This window comes from Saccharothrix saharensis, assembly GCF_006716745.1.
GTDB classification, from domain to species: Bacteria; Actinomycetota; Actinomycetes; order Mycobacteriales; family Pseudonocardiaceae; genus Actinosynnema; species Actinosynnema saharense.
This window is the reverse complement of the sequence record NZ_VFPP01000001.1, coordinates 3,439,257-3,452,973: the sequence shown is the minus strand read 5'-3', so window position 1 is coordinate 3,452,973 and position 13,717 is coordinate 3,439,257. Positions and strand designations below refer to the sequence as shown.

Here is a 13,717-nt window from a genome sequence, read left to right as displayed (position 1 = left end):
ACGTGCGCGTTTACCTGGGATCGGACCACGCGGGCTTCGAGCTGAAGACCCACCTCGTCAAGCACCTGACCGACGCGGGCCACGAGGTGGTCGACGTCGGGCCCGCCGTGTACGACGCGGAGGACGACTACCCGCCGTTCTGCATCGAGGCGGCCCGCCGCGTCGTCGCGGACGAGGGCAGCCTGGGCGTCGTCATCGGCGGTTCCGGCAACGGCGAGCAGATCGCGGCGAACAAGGTGCCCGGCGCGCGTGCCGCGCTCGCCTACAGCGTCGAGACCGCGAAGCTGGCCCGCGAGCACAACGACGCCCAGCTCATCGGCATCGGCGGTCGCATGCACACCACCGAGGAGGCGTTCGCGATCGTCGAGGCCTTCCTCGCCACCCCGTTCTCCGGCCAGGAGCGGCACGCCCGCCGGATCGGCATCCTCAGCGAGTACGAGCGCACCGGCGAGGCGCCGGCCCTGCCGTAATGCCCGAAGGTCACACGCTGCACCGCCTGGCGAAGCTGCACCAGCGCCGGTACGCGGGCTCGACCGTCCGGGTGTCGAGCCCGCAGGGCAGGTTCCCGGCGTCCCTCGTGGACGGTCGACTGCTCGAACGCGCCGAGGCGCACGGCAAGCACCTGTTCCACGTCTACGGGCCGGACGCGACCGTGCACGTCCACCTGGGCCTCTACGGCACGTTCACCGAGTGGCCGCACCCGGTGACCGAGCCGGTCGGCCAGGTGCGGATGCGGCTGGCCGGGCCCACCCACTGGACGGACCTGCGCGGCCCCACCCGGTGCGAGGTCCTCACCGACGTCGAGGTGGCCGCGCTGCGCGCCCGCCTCGGCCCGGACCCGCTGCGCCGTGACGCGAAACCCGACCTCGCCTTCGCGCGTGTGGCCCGGTCCCGCCAGTCCATCGCCGTGCTGCTGATGGACCAGACCGTGCTCGCGGGCGTCGGCAACGTCTACCGCGCCGAGGTGCTGTTCCGGCACGGCGTGCACCCGCTCGTGCCCGGCAACCGGGTCGACCGGGCGTTGTGGGACGACCTGTGGTCCGACCTGGTCGTGCTCATGCGCGCGGGCGTGAAGGTCGGGCGCATCGACACCGTGCGGCCCGAGCACCTGCCGGAGGTCACCGGCCGCGCGCCACGCCAGGACCGGCACGGCGGCGAGGTCTACGTCTACCGCCGCACCGGTCAACCGTGCCTGGTCTGCGGCACGCCCGTGGCCGCCGCGGAGCTGGCCGGCCGCAACCTGTACTGGTGCCCCACCTGCCAGCCCGCCTGACTCAGATGTCGAACCCGCCGAAGTCGCCGCCGCCGTAGTCGCCGCCGAAGTCACCGCCGTAGTCGCCGCCGGCGTCACCGCCCGCGTCACCACCGTCGGCGGCGTCGCCGCCATCGCCACCGTCGCCGCCCGGGTCCTCGGCCGCCACGGCCGCCGGCACGCCGACCATGCCCGAGAACATCGCGCTGAACAGCAGCATCGAGCCGAAGCCCCACGCACCCGCGACCAGCGCGGGCTTCCACCACGGCTCGGAGTACCAGCCCTGCGGCACCGGACGGCCCGCCACCACACCACCGGGGTAGTAGTGCGGCGTGTGCGAACCCGGCCGCGGCGAGGCGACGTACCGGTGGCCCTCCACCGTGACGTCACGCTCCTCCGACACCTTGCCCGCCCGGCCCTGACCGGTGAGGTCGGGCAGCTCGGGGCCCGGGTCGAGGTCCATCGCGACGCGCGCGGCCCGCACGTAGTACAGGCCCTCCATCGCGGTCTGCGTGACCAGGCGGCACTGCTCCACCGTGCGCGCCTGCTCCATCTGCGACCCGGCCGCGGTGAACCGCTCGGAAGCGTCCGCCAGCGCCTGCTGCGAGGCCACGTCCGTGCCGGTCAGGTTCATGACCTGGCCGCCCAGGCGCTCCACCCAGCGGCGCGCCTCGGCCTGGGCGTCCTCCAGCTCACGGCGGCGCTTCTCGGCGGCGGAGCGGGCGGAATACCAGATGGCGCCCGCCAGGACCAACAGCACGAGCAACACGATCGTGGTGGTCATCAACCCTCCCGGTGCTTGATGCCCGGAAAACGCCCCGTGCCGGGCCGAGGTTCCCGAAACGGTCAGAACACCTCCGGGCAGTGGGGCTCCCGATCACCCAAAAGCGCATGTGACACGGCGTTCAGCGCACCCTCGGTGACCTCACTCACCCGTTGGGCGCGGGCCAGCATCGCCAGCCTCGTCCCACCGAGGTACGCCGCGCCCAACGCCTGCACGTCCAGCACGAGGTCCGGCGCATCGTCCACCCGGTGCACGGTCGCCGTGCCGTCCTTCACGGTGAACCGCCACCGGCCCGCGTTCCACGGGCAGAACCCGTCCGACACCTCCAGCACGGCGTCCACGTCGGAGTTGTAGCGGCGCTGGGTGAGCGCCCGGTCGACGTCCACGACCCGCACCCACAGCGCGTCCGACCGGCCGCGCAACGCGAGCCGCACGTCGTCCAGCAGGTGGACGACCGGGTCGTCCGACGCGGTGTAGGACTTCACCTCGCCGACCAGGTCGACGTCCAGCAGGTACCGGTAGAGCGCCGCGTACGCCTCGTCGGTGCGCGCCGCGATCTCCCGCACGTGCAGCTCGTTGCGCGGGCCGCGTTCCCGCCAGTCGTGCTTGATCCGGTAGACCGCGTAGCCCTGCGGGTGCAGCACGTAGTGGTAGGCGCTCAGCCCGTCGCGGTCGCGCTCGGTGTCGGCGAACTGGTGCTCCCACGCGGCGTCCAGGCGGCTCAGCCACCCCGTCCGGCCCGGCCTCACGTCGTCGTACACGGCCTTCATGGCCGGCATGGCCTCGTCCCGCGACACCTCGCGCAGCCGTTCGCCGTCGACCGAGACACCGGGGTGGAACTCCGCGCCGCGCGGCACCTCCAGCCGGGCGAACTCGGCCGCGAGCCCGTAGCCGAACCGGGGGTAGATCGCCGCTTCCGACGCCCAGAGCGCGGCGATCGCCTCACGGCCCTCTTCGTGCAGGCCGTGCAGCTGCGCCCGCATCACGCGCGTGAGCACGCCGCGCCGTCGATGGCCCGGCTTCACACCCACCGACGTGACCGCCGCGACGGGCTGCGGGCCGGCTCCGGGCAGGGTGATCTCGCGGGTCTGGATGCCACCGCCGCCGATCAGCTCGTCGCCGTCGAACACGGCGTGGTGCCGTTCCGGCTCGAACAGGCCACGCCACCGTTCGAGCTGGTCCTCGACGCTGTCGGAGAGGAACGAGGCGTTGACGACCCGCTGGAATTCCGCGAGGTCGTCGGCGGTGAGGGTGCGGAGGGTGAGCGCCATGCCACGTTCATACGCCGGTCTCCGGCCGCGCGCGATCGAATTGGGGGTCGCACCCCGGCGGGTCGTTCCGCGATGCTGCGCGGATGGACGCCCACTCGTTGGCCGGCGCACTCCACGCCGAAGCGGAGGCCTTGGCGGACGCCGCCGCCCGCGCACCACACGATCGTGACGTGCCGGCGTGCCCGGGGATGACGGTCCGCGACCTGCTCGTGCACGTCGGCTCGGTGCACCGGACGGTGACCCGGTGGGTCGCCCGAGGCGGACGTCCGCCGGGCAGGGGCTTCCCGCCCGGTGATGCCGACCCCCTCGACTGGTACCGGGAGGGTGTCGCGTCGCTGATCGCCGCGCTGGACCCGGCACGTGCGGGCGAGCCCGCGGCGACGTGGTGCCCGTGGGACGGGACGCTGGGGTTCTGGGTGCGGCGGATGGCGCACGAGACGGCCGTGCACCGGGTCGACGCGCAGGCCGCGGCGGGTGCGGTGGAGCCGTTGGAGCCGGGGTTGGCGGCGGACGGCATCGACGAGGTGCTGCGGCTGTGGCTGGGCTGCCACCAGCCGCCCGGGGCGCACACGTCCGGGCGAGCCGTGACGCTGCGCGTGCCGGGCCGGGAGTGGACCGTGGCGCTGCACGAGGGGGTCGTGGACTACTGCCCCGGTGCCGACCCGGCGGCGGTGGTCAGCGGCTCGCCGTCCGACGTCGATCTGTGGTTGTGGGGGCGGGTCGGGGAGGAGCGCGTGTCGGTGGAGGGTGACGTCGGCGCCGTGCGGTCGCTGCGTGCCGCCGTTGCTGCCGCAACCGGGTGATCCGCGGTCGTTCGCGGGGCACACTGTCCGCGTGACGAAGCTGCGCGTGATCGTGAGATGCCTGGTGACCTTCGCCATCGGCTGCCTCATGGTGGTGCTGGCGATCCGCTTCGGCGAGGCGCTGTGGCGTGCCGTGACGTCCTAGCCCACGTGTGCCTTGACGAAGCAGAACTCGTTGCCCGCGGGGTCGAGCATCACCTGGAAGCTGCCCTGCTCGTCGGTCTGCACGGCACCCCGGGTCGTCGCCCCGAGCCCGACCGCCTTCTGCGTCGCCGCAGCGATGTCGTCGACGTCGACGTCCAGGTGAAGCCTGTTCTTCACCGCTTTGGCCTCCGGCACCGGCTGGAAGGACAGCCGCGGCCAGCCGGGCGGGACGACGTGCGCCCACCCGTGCGCCCGGTCCACCGGCTCCCCACCGAGCAACCCCGCCCAGAACCGCACGAGCCGTGCGGGGTCGAGGCAATCCACCACGATCTGGTCCAGACGCATGGTTCCATCATGAGGTGACCTGGGATCCGTTCGGCACGTTGGGCCAGGCTCTGTGGATCACCGGCGGCCAGTGGGCCGGCAAGAGCACCGTGGCCCGAATCCTGGCCGTCCGCCACGGAATGACGGCGTACCACTACGACTACCACGACGCCCGCGGCCATCTGGACCGGCGGACCGCCAACAACGTCCCCCTGCTCGGCGCGGAAACCGCCTACGTCACCAATACCCCGGCCGAAACAGCGGCGTGGGTCATCGACCACTTCCCGATCCGCTTCGAATGGGCGCTGGACGACCTGCGCGGCTTGTTCTCCGGCCGTCCGATCATCGCCGAGGGCTGGGGCCTCCGCCCGGACCTGGTCGCCCCGATCATGACATCCCGCAACCAGATGGTCGTCATGGTCCCCACGGACGACTTCCGCCACCACCAAGCCACCGTCCTCCCGCGCGCCTCCCGCCTCTCCCACGAGGTCAGCGACCCGGACCTGGCCCAACGCAACCGCCTCGAACGCGACCGCCTGATCGCCGAGGACTGCGTCACCCAAGCCCGCCGACTGGGCATCCGCGTCCTCGAAGTGGACGGGACACAAGACGCCGAAACCATCGCCACCGAAGTGTCCGACCATTTCGGCTTGACCTCTTGACTTCCCCGCCCGCCGATTACAGGTCGCGGGAAGCGCCCAGGACTGCCTTGCTTCCCGCAACCACTCGACGAGTCGGCACGTGCCAAGGGGGTCATGGCAACAACTCGTCGCCACGCAATAAACCCGCATTCGCTCGAAACGTCAAGCCGGTCCGCCACCCCAATGGCATGAACAATTCCCGCCGCCACCCCGCCGGGGCGCGCGATCTCGACAAACCGCCCATATGACCGCAGGTCATTCCCTCCGCCCCGACCCGGCCTCCGCCCCGCCGGCCACCTCCCTGATCGCACCCCATCCGGCAGCACACCCGCTTGGCGGGCCCCACTCGACTCTGACCTGGAGTGTTCATCCGTTCCTGATGAGGGCGCTGTTCCGCAACTGAGCGTCCAGCAGCTGTTTCGCCTGAACGAGCGCGGTCAGGCGATCGGCGATCAACTCCTCCTGGAACTCCGCGTGCAGTCGCAGGGCGGTGCCCGGCAGACGCACCTCGTCACGGCACCGCGCGTCCGCGGTGGCGGTCGTGATCTCCTCGGGTGTCACGTCCCGTTCGGGCTCGACGGTCGTGATGGAAACGGAGGTGGCCCACCTGGGGTCGCCTTCGGCGTCAGCCGTCGTGGCGTAGTGGTACCCGGCCCGGTCCATGCACCTGCTCCACCGGGTCTGCGCGTTCCGGTAGCTGTCGTCGCGTTCCGCCCGAGCCTGTGCCTCCTGCTCGATCACGGTGAACGTGGTCGACGGCACGACGCGGTCGTCACGCAGCGCGTGACGGAGGTCGTCCGCCCCGGCGTCCAGTCGGCGCTTCACCTCGCCGTCGCAGCCGCCCGGGGGCACCGGCCGCCCGCGGTAGTGCCCAACGGTTCCGTCGAACACGGGAACGTACGCGGCGGGCACCTCAACCGCCTTGGTCGCACCGCGTGCGGCGGCGGTGAAGAGGTCGTCCTGGTAGCCCACCGGTCCCCGGTAGCCGTTGCGTTCCGGGTCGCGGTCGCGGAGCCGGCCGATCAGGGCTGCGGCGCGGACCGGCCGTGCCGGGTGTACCTCGGGCAGCGGCAGGTCGATCCCGAAACGCGTCATGCACTCGTCGAGCGCCCACATGCGCGCCCGTTGGATCTGCGCGTACTCCGCCGGCGTGAGTTCGAAGCGTTGCAACGGCAGCGCCACTTCTCCCGCGGGCAGCGGCGGCTGCTCCTCCGCGCCGCACGCAGCTGTGATCAGCAAGAGCAACGCCACCAGTGATCTGACCAGCATCGGGTTCCCCTACGAGTGGGTGGCGGGCCCCGCGAGGACCCGCCACCGTGCCGACCTCAGATGTAGACCTTGCTGGTGTTGAACACGTAGCCGCTGACGGTCAGCTTCCCCCGGGCGAACGCCCAGTTCACCTGGGTGAACGGCACGGCCGCGGTGAACGCCGACCCACTGCCCGACGGGACCGTGGACCAGGTGGGCCATCCGTCGCCGTACTTGCCGCACCAATACGCCACGCTGTTGCCGCTGTACTGCCAGCCCATGGCGACGGCGTCACCCGGCTTGGCGCCGTAGATCACGCTGAACACGTGGTTGTTGTAGTAGCGGACAGCGATCGTGCGACCCTCGGCTTTCGCGGACGCCACGTTCGATGCGGCGACTCTGTGGTTCGCCGCCGTGCCGCACCACGTCTCGGCTGCCGACGCCGGCGCGACCGCGAGCACGCTCGCCGCCAGCGCCACCGCCAACGCTCCCATGAGTTTTTTGATCAGCACCTTCCGTCCTTCCTCGGCCGTATCACGGCCAGTCCTGTCCACCAGAAGAATTCGCGTTCCGGCTTCAGTGAACGATCTGTCAGCAATGGCGGCAGAATGCCAGGCCCGGGTCAACGGGGAAAACCTCGAACCGAGTTCACCACGCAGCCGGCCGTGTGCAGGGCAGTGCAGGGGCGAGGATCACTTGCGCCAGTACGCTTTGCAGGTCGCCGAGGTGTATTCGGCGAGTCGCGCGTACGAGACGTACCCCGCACGGACCCAGTCGGAATCGTAACCCCCGTTCATCTCCACCGATGAGCCGTGCGAGACCGTGAGGTGCTCGTACTGCGAGTAGCAGACCTTCCGACCGCCGGCGTTGTACGTGGCCCCGTAGGCCCAGGTGCCGCCGCCCACCTTCTCCACGGCCTGTGCTCCGACCTCGCCGGAGGTGCCGTCGACGGTGATCGCACCCGCACCGGTGTACTCGACCCACCCGCCGTCGACCGTCTGACCTTGTGCGACGACCCGGATCCCGGAGTGGCCGCCCGGGGAGGAGCCGTGCGGCACCGGGGCAGCGGGCGCCGGCGTGGAAACCGCCACGACCGCCAGGGCGGCCGCCCCCAACGCGGCTCCCAGCCTGACTGTCGCGTTTCGGAAGCTCATACTTCGTCCCCTCGTCCTTCCAGCACTCGAGAAACGGGCAGCGGTCGCGCCTGTCGCGTTTCCCTTTCCCACTGGAATCGCGCTCAGGCGACAACCTCCACCATGGCGATCGCTCTCGAAGAGTCCGATCGAAGCCCTGCGGCACCGAGAGTGCCCGTCGCTTGCCGGGCTGACAAGGAAGAACGCCGTTCGGATGTGTTCGAACATGTTCCGGACGGCGCAAGACACCAGGGCTCAAGACACCGGAAACCGCCGCCAACCCTCCGGAGTTCACGGCAGAATCGCGCACCCTGCGGACCTGATCCGGGAAAGAGGGGTGGTCGGTCGAAGTCGTGGAGCGTGTCAAGAAGCGCGGTGCTCACCAAGGCGGCACCGGTTCACCACCGATGTCATCCGCAGACGCGGACGTCCCCTTGCACGACCTCCGGCACACCGGCGACACCCTGGCGGCGGAGACCGGGGCGACCCTCCCTGAGCTGATGGACCGGATGGGGCACAGCTTCTTGCGCACAGCGCTCATCCACCTCCATGCGAGGGAGAGCGCGGGCGGAGTATTACGGCGGGGGTCCGGAGCCCGGTGAGCGCCGCGAAGGGCGCGGAAGGTCCGCAGAAAGCAAAAGACCGTCCACGTGGGACGGTCCGTAAAGGCTCTACCTGCGGGAAGGGGCTGGAGCGGGTGACGGGAATCGAACCCGCATGACCAGCTTGGAAGGCTGGGGCTCTACCATTGAGCTACACCCGCATCGCGCCTACCGGGGTGGGCGCGTGGTCAGCTTAGCCGGTCGCGATAGGCTGGGGTGGACCGGGGCGTGGCGCAGTTTGGTAGCGCACCCGCTTTGGGAGCGGGGGGTCGCAGGTTCAAATCCTGTCGCCCCGACGGTAGCCCTGGCCGGCCGGTGGTTGGTCAGGGCACTTCCCCGGGCTCCGTGGCCCGCGCGCCCCTCAGCCGCCCAGTTCGTTGACCGCGGTGGAGATCGTGGCGGCCTGGCGTTCCAGTTCGGTGTCCGGTGAGTCCTCGTCGACGCCGCGCGCCAGCAGCTCGGCCCGGGACAGCAGCAGCATCGCGCCGCGGAAGTCGTCGGTGTCCAGGTCGTCCACCTGGACCACCTCGATCCGGCCCTCGACCAGGACCAGGTTGGGGTCCGGCAGGTCGGAGGTCAACAGCTCCCGCAGGTCACTCGCCTTCACGGTCATGTGACCGTTCTACCCGGCACCCGCGCCGCGAAACGCGGGCCGTTCTTGAGCACACCCGCGCCCGGGTGCTCAAGAACGGCTCCCCAGTGTCATGCCGGAGTCGCCACCTGCTCGCTGACGACCTGCGCCGCCGCCGACACGAGTGCCGTCACCGACGGGTTGGTCGAGTTGTCCTGACGCCACGCGAACTGGGTGTAGACCCGGAACGGCGGGACCCAGGGCAGCCGGCACAGCCTGCCGTCGGCGAGCTCCGCCGCGACCGTCACCTCGGGGACGAGCGAGATCCCCAGACCCGAGGCGACCGCCCGCTTGGCGGCGTCGATCGAGTCGAGCGCCAGCACCGGCGACTTCGACTCGGCTTCCTGCAGGCCCAGCGCCTGCTCGAACTGCTCGTAGTAGCTGGCGCCGTTCTCGGCCCGGATGAGCGTGCTGCCCCGCAGCTCGTCCTCGGTGATCACCGAACGCCTGGTCAGGGCGTGGGTCGGGCCGGCGACCATGACCAACGGCTCCGGGCACAGCACCGTCGTCTCCAACCCCTCGCGGGGCTCCACGGAGCCGATGAAGAAGGTGCAGTCGAGCCGTCCCTCACGCACCGAGGTCAGGTTGGCCTGGGTGTTGCGCGAGTGGAGTGAGATCTGGACGCTCGGGTAGCGCCAGCACATGTACTCGATCAGTGGTAGCAGACGGTAGTCGGTCAGACTCTGTGCGCTGCCGATGACCAGCTTGCCGTGCGGCTCGCCGTTCATCGTGATGGCTTTCCTGGCCTTGTCGGTCAGGGTGATGATGTTCCGCGCGAACGGCAATAGCTCGACACCGGCAGAGGTCATCTGGATGCCGCGCGGAAGTCGACGGAACAGCGGCACGCCGAGGGTCTCTTCGAGTGCCTTGATCCGAGTGGTTATAGTGGGTTGTGAGCAATTCAGCGTGGCGGCTGCCTTGGTGAAACTGCCCGTTTGAACCACAGTTGTGAACGCCAAAAGCTGACGCGTCTCCATGGAGCTCCCCAACGGTGCGTTTAAGTGGTCCACGATGAGGGCGGTGCGGGCCGGCATCGTGGTCTCTCGTGCGTGGCGGCAGTTGACCTGGCTGCGCTCCTGCGTGCGCGTGGCCTGACCTCGGTCAACATCGCCGCGCTACCGCGAGGGGTGGTACGCGGTGGCCGCGGTGTGCGTCCGGGGCCCGTCGGACCCCGAAGTCACCGCCGGCGCCCAGCGGTGGTCCTGGGATAGTGTTCGGCAGCGGCGGAATGGATCTCATCGGGTCATCGGCACCTTGTCTGGTAGGTGGTAAAAGAGCTCGATGACATTGTCTCGCTCGTTCCTGTCGGTCCCGGTTGCCGGTTGCGTCCGCTGCTGACCCCCCAGAACGTCCGGCAACGCCAATTATTGCTGGTCCAACATGCGGATCCCGGCGTCACGCTACCTGAAACCCACACTAATGGACTACGGCGGTTGGAGTCATCTCGACAAGTGAAAGTTTTCTGTCGAGCACTACTCCGAACGGCCTCAATTCACTCTTTTCGACGAACCTCCCCTCGCTGGCGGTTGCTGACTGTTAGTCGGCTCTACGACATACGTGTTACACGACGACGTGGTCGCCTCGCTCGGTGCTGACGCGGTCAGGCGTGCTCGCGGCTCCCAGTGCCACTCGAATGGCCTAACGAATCGTCCTGTCGATCGACCGTTGAGCCGCATAGGTACGCCCGATCCGCCGCTGGTGAAGCCGCGAAAATGCGGACTCGCGTCGTCGGTCACGGAGCGCCGGGGACGCCGGGGCGGCCGCGGAGGGGCCGAGGGGTGGGCCGGCCGCTCCCGGCTCGCGGCAGAGTTAAGAACCAGTGTTGTGATTTTCGCCGCGCCGGCAGGGACGTCCGGCAGGTCGCCGGCGACTGCCCGTGAGACCGCACGGGAAGGCACCCGAACGAGCGAAATTCCACCCGTGTCGCGAATTGCCGCCCCGCGACCGCAAAGCGATTCCCGCCGAACGGGTTTTGCCCGCGACAATGCCCCGACGGCCCCCGTCCAACCGGTTGCGGCGCCCGGACCCGGGGTGCTAGCGCCACGCGCTCGGCCGACCGCCTAGACTCAGGCGGAATCCCGGCGCGCCCCCACGCGTTCACGGGGTGTTCCGCACGTCCTGCCCGTTACGAGGAGACCACGTTGAAGAGCACCGTCGAGCACCTGAGCCCGACGCGGGTCCGGATCAACGTCGAGGTGCCGTTCGACGAGCTCAAGTCGGACTTCGACCGCGCCTACCGCAAGCTGGCCAAGCAGGTCCGCATCCCCGGCTTCCGCCCCGGCAAGGCCCCCGCCCGCGTGCTGGAGAGCCGCATCGGCCGCGCGCCCGTGCTGGACGAGGTCGTCCAGGAGGCCATCCCGGCCAAGTACCTGGAGGCCGTCAGCTCCGGTGAGCTGCGCACCCTGGGCCGCCCCGACTTCGAGGTGACCAAGATCGAGGACGGCGAGTCCCTGGCGTTCACCGCCGAGGTCGACGTCCGCCCCGAGATCACCGTCCCCGCCTTCGGCGAGCTGACCGTCAGCGTCGACGACCAGGAGGTCACCGACGAGGACGTGGAGACCCAGCTCAACGAGCTGCGCGCCCGGTTCGCGACCCTCACCGGCGTCAAGCGCCCGGCCGAGAACGGCGACTTCGTCGTGGTCGACCTGTCGGCGACCGTGGACGGCGAGGAGGTCGAGGAGGCCAAGACCACCGGCCTGTCCTACGAGATCGGCTCCGGCCAGCTCGTCGAGGGCATCGACGAGGCCCTGGTCGGCGCGTCCGAGGGCGAGTCGAAGAACTTCACCACGACCCTGGTCGCGGGCGAGCACGCGGGCCGCGACGCCGAGGTCACCGTGGTGCTGAACTCGGTCAAGGAGCGCCAGCTCCCCGAGCTGGACGACGAGTTCGCCCAGCTCGCCAGCGAGTTCGACACCCTGGACGAGCTCAAGGCCGACCTGCGCACCCGCCTGGGCCGCGTGAAGAAGATGCAGCAGGGCGTCCAGGCCCGCGACAAGGTGCTGGAGGCGCTGCTGGCCAGCGTCGAGGTGCCGCTGCCCGAGGCCGTCGTCCAGGGCGAGGTCGAGGCGCGGGCGCACGACGCCATCCACGCCCTCGACCACGACGAGGCGCGCTTCGCCGAGTGGCTGGCCGAGCAGGGCCAGACCAAGGAGCAGTTCGACGCCGAGGTGCGCGAGGCCTCCGAGCAGGCGGTCAAGACGCAGCTCGTGCTGGACGCCATCGCCGACGCCGAGCAGCTCAACGTGACCGACGCCGAGCTGACCGAGCGGATCATCTACCAGGCGCAGCGGTTCGGCATCAGCCCGGACGAGTACGTCAAGCGGGCCCAGCAGTCGGGCCAGCTGGGCGCCATCTTCGCCGACGTGCGCCGCGGCAAGGCGCTGGCCACGGTCGTGCGCCAGGCCACCGTGACCGACGCCGCGGGCAACGCCCTCGACCTGGACGAGCTGTTCGGCGAGACCAGGTCCACTGAGGAGCAGGAACCCGCCAACGCGGAGTGAAGCCCTGAGCGAACGCGGGCGGTGTCGGGACGTCGACGCCGCCCGCCTTCGTTAAGGTCGTTGCTACGAGACTCTTTTCGGCACAGTTAGTCGCAAAGTTAGGCAGGCAGACGTGACGCAGCACTCTTTCTCGGAGCCCGTGATGCGAGCGGCCTCGGGGATGAACCTCAACGACTCGGTCTACGAGCGTCTGCTCCGCGAGCGGATCATCGTCCTGGGGACCCAGGTCGAAGAGAACATCGCCAACCAGATCGTGGCCCAGCTCCTCCTCCTGGCCGCGGAGGACCCGGAGAAGGACATCACCTTCTACATCAACTCGCCCGGCGGCTCGGTGACCGCGGGCATGGCGATCTTCGACACCATGCAGCTGATCGAGCCGGACGTCGCGACCTACGCGATGGGCCTGGCCGCGTCGATGGGGCAGTTCCTGCTCTCCGCGGGCACGCCCGGCAAGCGCCACGCCCTCCCGCACGCCCGCATCCTGATGCACCAGCCCTCGGCCGGCGTCGGCGGCACGGCGGCGGACATCGCCATCCAGGCCGACATGCTCACCCGCACCAAGCACGAGATGGCCGAGCTGATCGCCCAGCACACCGGCCAGCCGGTCGAGCGCATCATCGCCGACTCCGACCGCGACCGCTGGTTCAACGCCCAGGAAGCCCTGGAGTACGGCTTCGTGGACAAGGTGATCACCCGCGCCAGCCAGGCCAAGACCAACTGACCGCGACCCGAGCACCAGCCACCAGGAGACCTGAAGTGAGCCAGTTCCACGCGCCGCAGTCCCGGTACGTGCTCCCGTCGTTCGTCGAGCGGACGAGCTACGGCATCAAGGAGTCCAACCCGTACAACAAGCTGTTCGAGGAGCGCATCATCTTCCTCGGCGTGCAGGTGGACGACGCGTCGGCGAACGACGTGATGGCCCAGCTGCTCGTGCTGGAGTCGGAGGACCCCGACCGCGACATCCTGATGTACATCAACTCGCCGGGTGGCTCGTTCACCTCGCTGATGGCCATCTACGACACCATGCAGTTCGTCCGCCCCGACATCCAGACCTACTGCCTGGGCCAGGCGGCCTCGGCGGCGGCCGTGCTGCTCGCGGCGGGCACCCCGGGCAAGCGGCACGCGCTGCCCAACGCCCGGATCCTGATCCACCAGCCGGCCACCGAGGGCGTCTACGGGCAGGTCTCCGACCTGGAGATCCAGTCCAACGAGATCCAGCGGGTGCGCAGGCTGCTGGAGACCACGCTCGCCAAGCACACCAGCCGCACGCCGGAGCAGGTGCGCCTGGACATCGAGCGGGACAAGATCCTCACGGCCGCGGAGGCCAAGGACTACGGCATCGTCGACAGCGTCCTGCCGTACCGGAAGCTCTCGGCGAAGTAAG

At 69.9% G+C, this 13,717-nt stretch carries 15 protein-coding genes and 2 tRNA genes; 8 read left to right on the top strand and 9 right to left on the bottom strand.

Going from position 1 to position 13,717, the window contains the following annotated elements; genetic code table 11:
* Positions 1-2 precede the first annotated feature (2 nt).
* Positions 3-470, top strand: a complete 468-nt coding sequence (locus FHX81_RS14645; protein WP_141978696.1) for a ribose-5-phosphate isomerase — start codon at positions 3-5, stop codon at positions 468-470.
* Positions 470-1,273 (top strand): Fpg/Nei family DNA glycosylase, encoded by an 804-nt coding sequence (locus tag FHX81_RS14640; protein WP_141978695.1) that lies wholly within the window; start codon positions 470-472, stop codon positions 1,271-1,273. The genes FHX81_RS14645 and FHX81_RS14640 overlap by 1 nt, the downstream gene beginning before the upstream one ends.
* A 1-nt stretch (position 1,274) precedes the next feature.
* Here FHX81_RS14640 and FHX81_RS14635 read toward each other — a convergent pair whose 3' ends face one another.
* On the bottom strand, positions 1,275-2,036 hold the full coding sequence (locus tag FHX81_RS14635) for a hypothetical protein (RefSeq protein ID WP_141978694.1): 762 nt from the start codon (positions 2,034-2,036) through the stop codon (positions 1,275-1,277).
* Positions 2,037-2,098: 62 nt separating this feature from the next.
* On the bottom strand, positions 2,099-3,307 hold the full coding sequence (locus FHX81_RS14630) for a GNAT family N-acetyltransferase (protein WP_141978693.1): 1,209 nt from the start codon (positions 3,305-3,307) through the stop codon (positions 2,099-2,101).
* A gap of 83 nt (positions 3,308-3,390) precedes the next feature.
* On the opposite strand from FHX81_RS14630, the gene FHX81_RS14625 reads away from it, so the two are divergent.
* The gene (locus tag FHX81_RS14625) at positions 3,391-4,110 is read left to right on the top strand and encodes a maleylpyruvate isomerase family mycothiol-dependent enzyme (RefSeq protein WP_141978692.1); all 720 of its coding nucleotides are present in this window, start codon (positions 3,391-3,393) and stop codon (positions 4,108-4,110) included.
* A gap of 141 nt (positions 4,111-4,251) precedes the next feature.
* Here FHX81_RS14625 and FHX81_RS14620 read toward each other — a convergent pair whose 3' ends face one another.
* Positions 4,252-4,599, bottom strand: a complete 348-nt coding sequence (locus FHX81_RS14620) for a VOC family protein (protein WP_141978691.1) — start codon at positions 4,597-4,599, stop codon at positions 4,252-4,254.
* A 14-nt stretch (positions 4,600-4,613) separates the two neighbouring features.
* On the opposite strand from FHX81_RS14620, the gene FHX81_RS14615 reads away from it, so the two are divergent.
* Positions 4,614-5,240: a hypothetical protein gene (locus tag FHX81_RS14615; RefSeq protein ID WP_141978690.1), complete on the top strand. Its 627-nt coding sequence runs from the start codon at positions 4,614-4,616 to the stop codon at positions 5,238-5,240.
* 345 nt (positions 5,241-5,585) lie between these two features.
* On the opposite strand, the gene FHX81_RS14610 is transcribed toward FHX81_RS14615, so the two are convergent.
* The 4 genes from FHX81_RS14610 to FHX81_RS14590 form a co-directional block, all read right to left on the bottom strand.
* Positions 5,586-6,488, bottom strand: coding sequence for a hypothetical protein (locus FHX81_RS14610; protein ID WP_141978689.1), 903 nt, complete (start codon positions 6,486-6,488; stop codon positions 5,586-5,588).
* Positions 6,489-6,544: 56 nt separating this feature from the next.
* Positions 6,545-6,979 (bottom strand): hypothetical protein, encoded by a 435-nt coding sequence (locus tag FHX81_RS14605; protein WP_141978688.1) that lies wholly within the window; start codon positions 6,977-6,979, stop codon positions 6,545-6,547.
* A gap of 180 nt (positions 6,980-7,159) precedes the next feature.
* Complete coding sequence (locus FHX81_RS14600; protein WP_141978687.1) at positions 7,160-7,621, bottom strand: lactococcin 972 family bacteriocin; 462 nt, start codon at positions 7,619-7,621, stop codon at positions 7,160-7,162.
* A gap of 668 nt (positions 7,622-8,289) precedes the next feature.
* A tRNA-Gly gene (locus FHX81_RS14590) sits at positions 8,290-8,363 on the bottom strand.
* A gap of 61 nt (positions 8,364-8,424) precedes the next feature.
* Between FHX81_RS14590 and FHX81_RS14585 the strand changes: the two genes are divergently transcribed.
* Positions 8,425-8,498, top strand: a tRNA-Pro gene (locus FHX81_RS14585).
* A gap of 65 nt (positions 8,499-8,563) precedes the next feature.
* On the opposite strand, the gene FHX81_RS14580 is transcribed toward FHX81_RS14585, so the two are convergent.
* Together FHX81_RS14580 and FHX81_RS14575 are read right to left on the bottom strand one after the other, a co-directional pair.
* A complete protein-coding gene (locus FHX81_RS14580; RefSeq protein WP_141978686.1) occupies positions 8,564-8,815 on the bottom strand; it encodes a hypothetical protein in 252 nt (83 codons plus the stop codon).
* Positions 8,816-8,904: 89 nt separating this feature from the next.
* Positions 8,905-9,810, bottom strand: coding sequence for a LysR family transcriptional regulator (locus tag FHX81_RS14575; protein WP_141978685.1), 906 nt, complete (start codon positions 9,808-9,810; stop codon positions 8,905-8,907).
* Positions 9,811-10,974: 1,164 nt separating this feature from the next.
* Here FHX81_RS14575 and tig point away from each other — a divergent pair.
* The 3 genes from tig (at position 10,975) to FHX81_RS14560 (ending at position 13,716) form a co-directional block, all read left to right on the top strand.
* Positions 10,975-12,333, top strand: a complete 1,359-nt coding sequence (tig, locus tag FHX81_RS14570; RefSeq protein ID WP_141978684.1) for a trigger factor — start codon at positions 10,975-10,977, stop codon at positions 12,331-12,333.
* 142 nt (positions 12,334-12,475) lie between these two features.
* On the top strand, positions 12,476-13,054 hold the full coding sequence (locus tag FHX81_RS14565; protein WP_211363810.1) for an ATP-dependent Clp protease proteolytic subunit: 579 nt from the start codon (positions 12,476-12,478) through the stop codon (positions 13,052-13,054).
* A gap of 35 nt (positions 13,055-13,089) precedes the next feature.
* Entirely contained in the window at positions 13,090-13,716 is a 627-nt protein-coding gene (locus FHX81_RS14560; protein WP_141978683.1) for an ATP-dependent Clp protease proteolytic subunit, read from the top strand.
* The last annotated feature ends 1 nt before the right edge of the window (position 13,717 follow it).

Coding starts and splice junctions, on each gene's coding strand:
- FHX81_RS14580 (WP_141978686.1), bottom strand. CDS start 8,815: ATGACCGTGAAGGCGAGTGACCTGCGGGAGCTGTTGACCTCCGACCTG.
- FHX81_RS14635 (WP_141978694.1), bottom strand. CDS start 2,036: ATGACCACCACGATCGTGTTGCTCGTGCTGTTGGTCCTGGCGGGCGCC.
- FHX81_RS14575 (WP_141978685.1), bottom strand. CDS start 9,810: ATGGAGACGCGTCAGCTTTTGGCGTTCACAACTGTGGTTCAAACGGGC.
- FHX81_RS14620 (WP_141978691.1), bottom strand. CDS start 4,599: ATGCGTCTGGACCAGATCGTGGTGGATTGCCTCGACCCCGCACGGCTC.
- FHX81_RS14565 (WP_211363810.1), top strand. CDS start 12,476: ATGCGAGCGGCCTCGGGGATGAACCTCAACGACTCGGTCTACGAGCGT.
- FHX81_RS14640 (WP_141978695.1), top strand. CDS start 470: ATGCCCGAAGGTCACACGCTGCACCGCCTGGCGAAGCTGCACCAGCGC.
- FHX81_RS14600 (WP_141978687.1), bottom strand. CDS start 7,621: ATGAGCTTCCGAAACGCGACAGTCAGGCTGGGAGCCGCGTTGGGGGCG.
- FHX81_RS14625 (WP_141978692.1), top strand. CDS start 3,391: ATGGACGCCCACTCGTTGGCCGGCGCACTCCACGCCGAAGCGGAGGCC.
- FHX81_RS14630 (WP_141978693.1), bottom strand. CDS start 3,307: ATGGCGCTCACCCTCCGCACCCTCACCGCCGACGACCTCGCGGAATTC.
- FHX81_RS14610 (WP_141978689.1), bottom strand. CDS start 6,488: ATGCTGGTCAGATCACTGGTGGCGTTGCTCTTGCTGATCACAGCTGCG.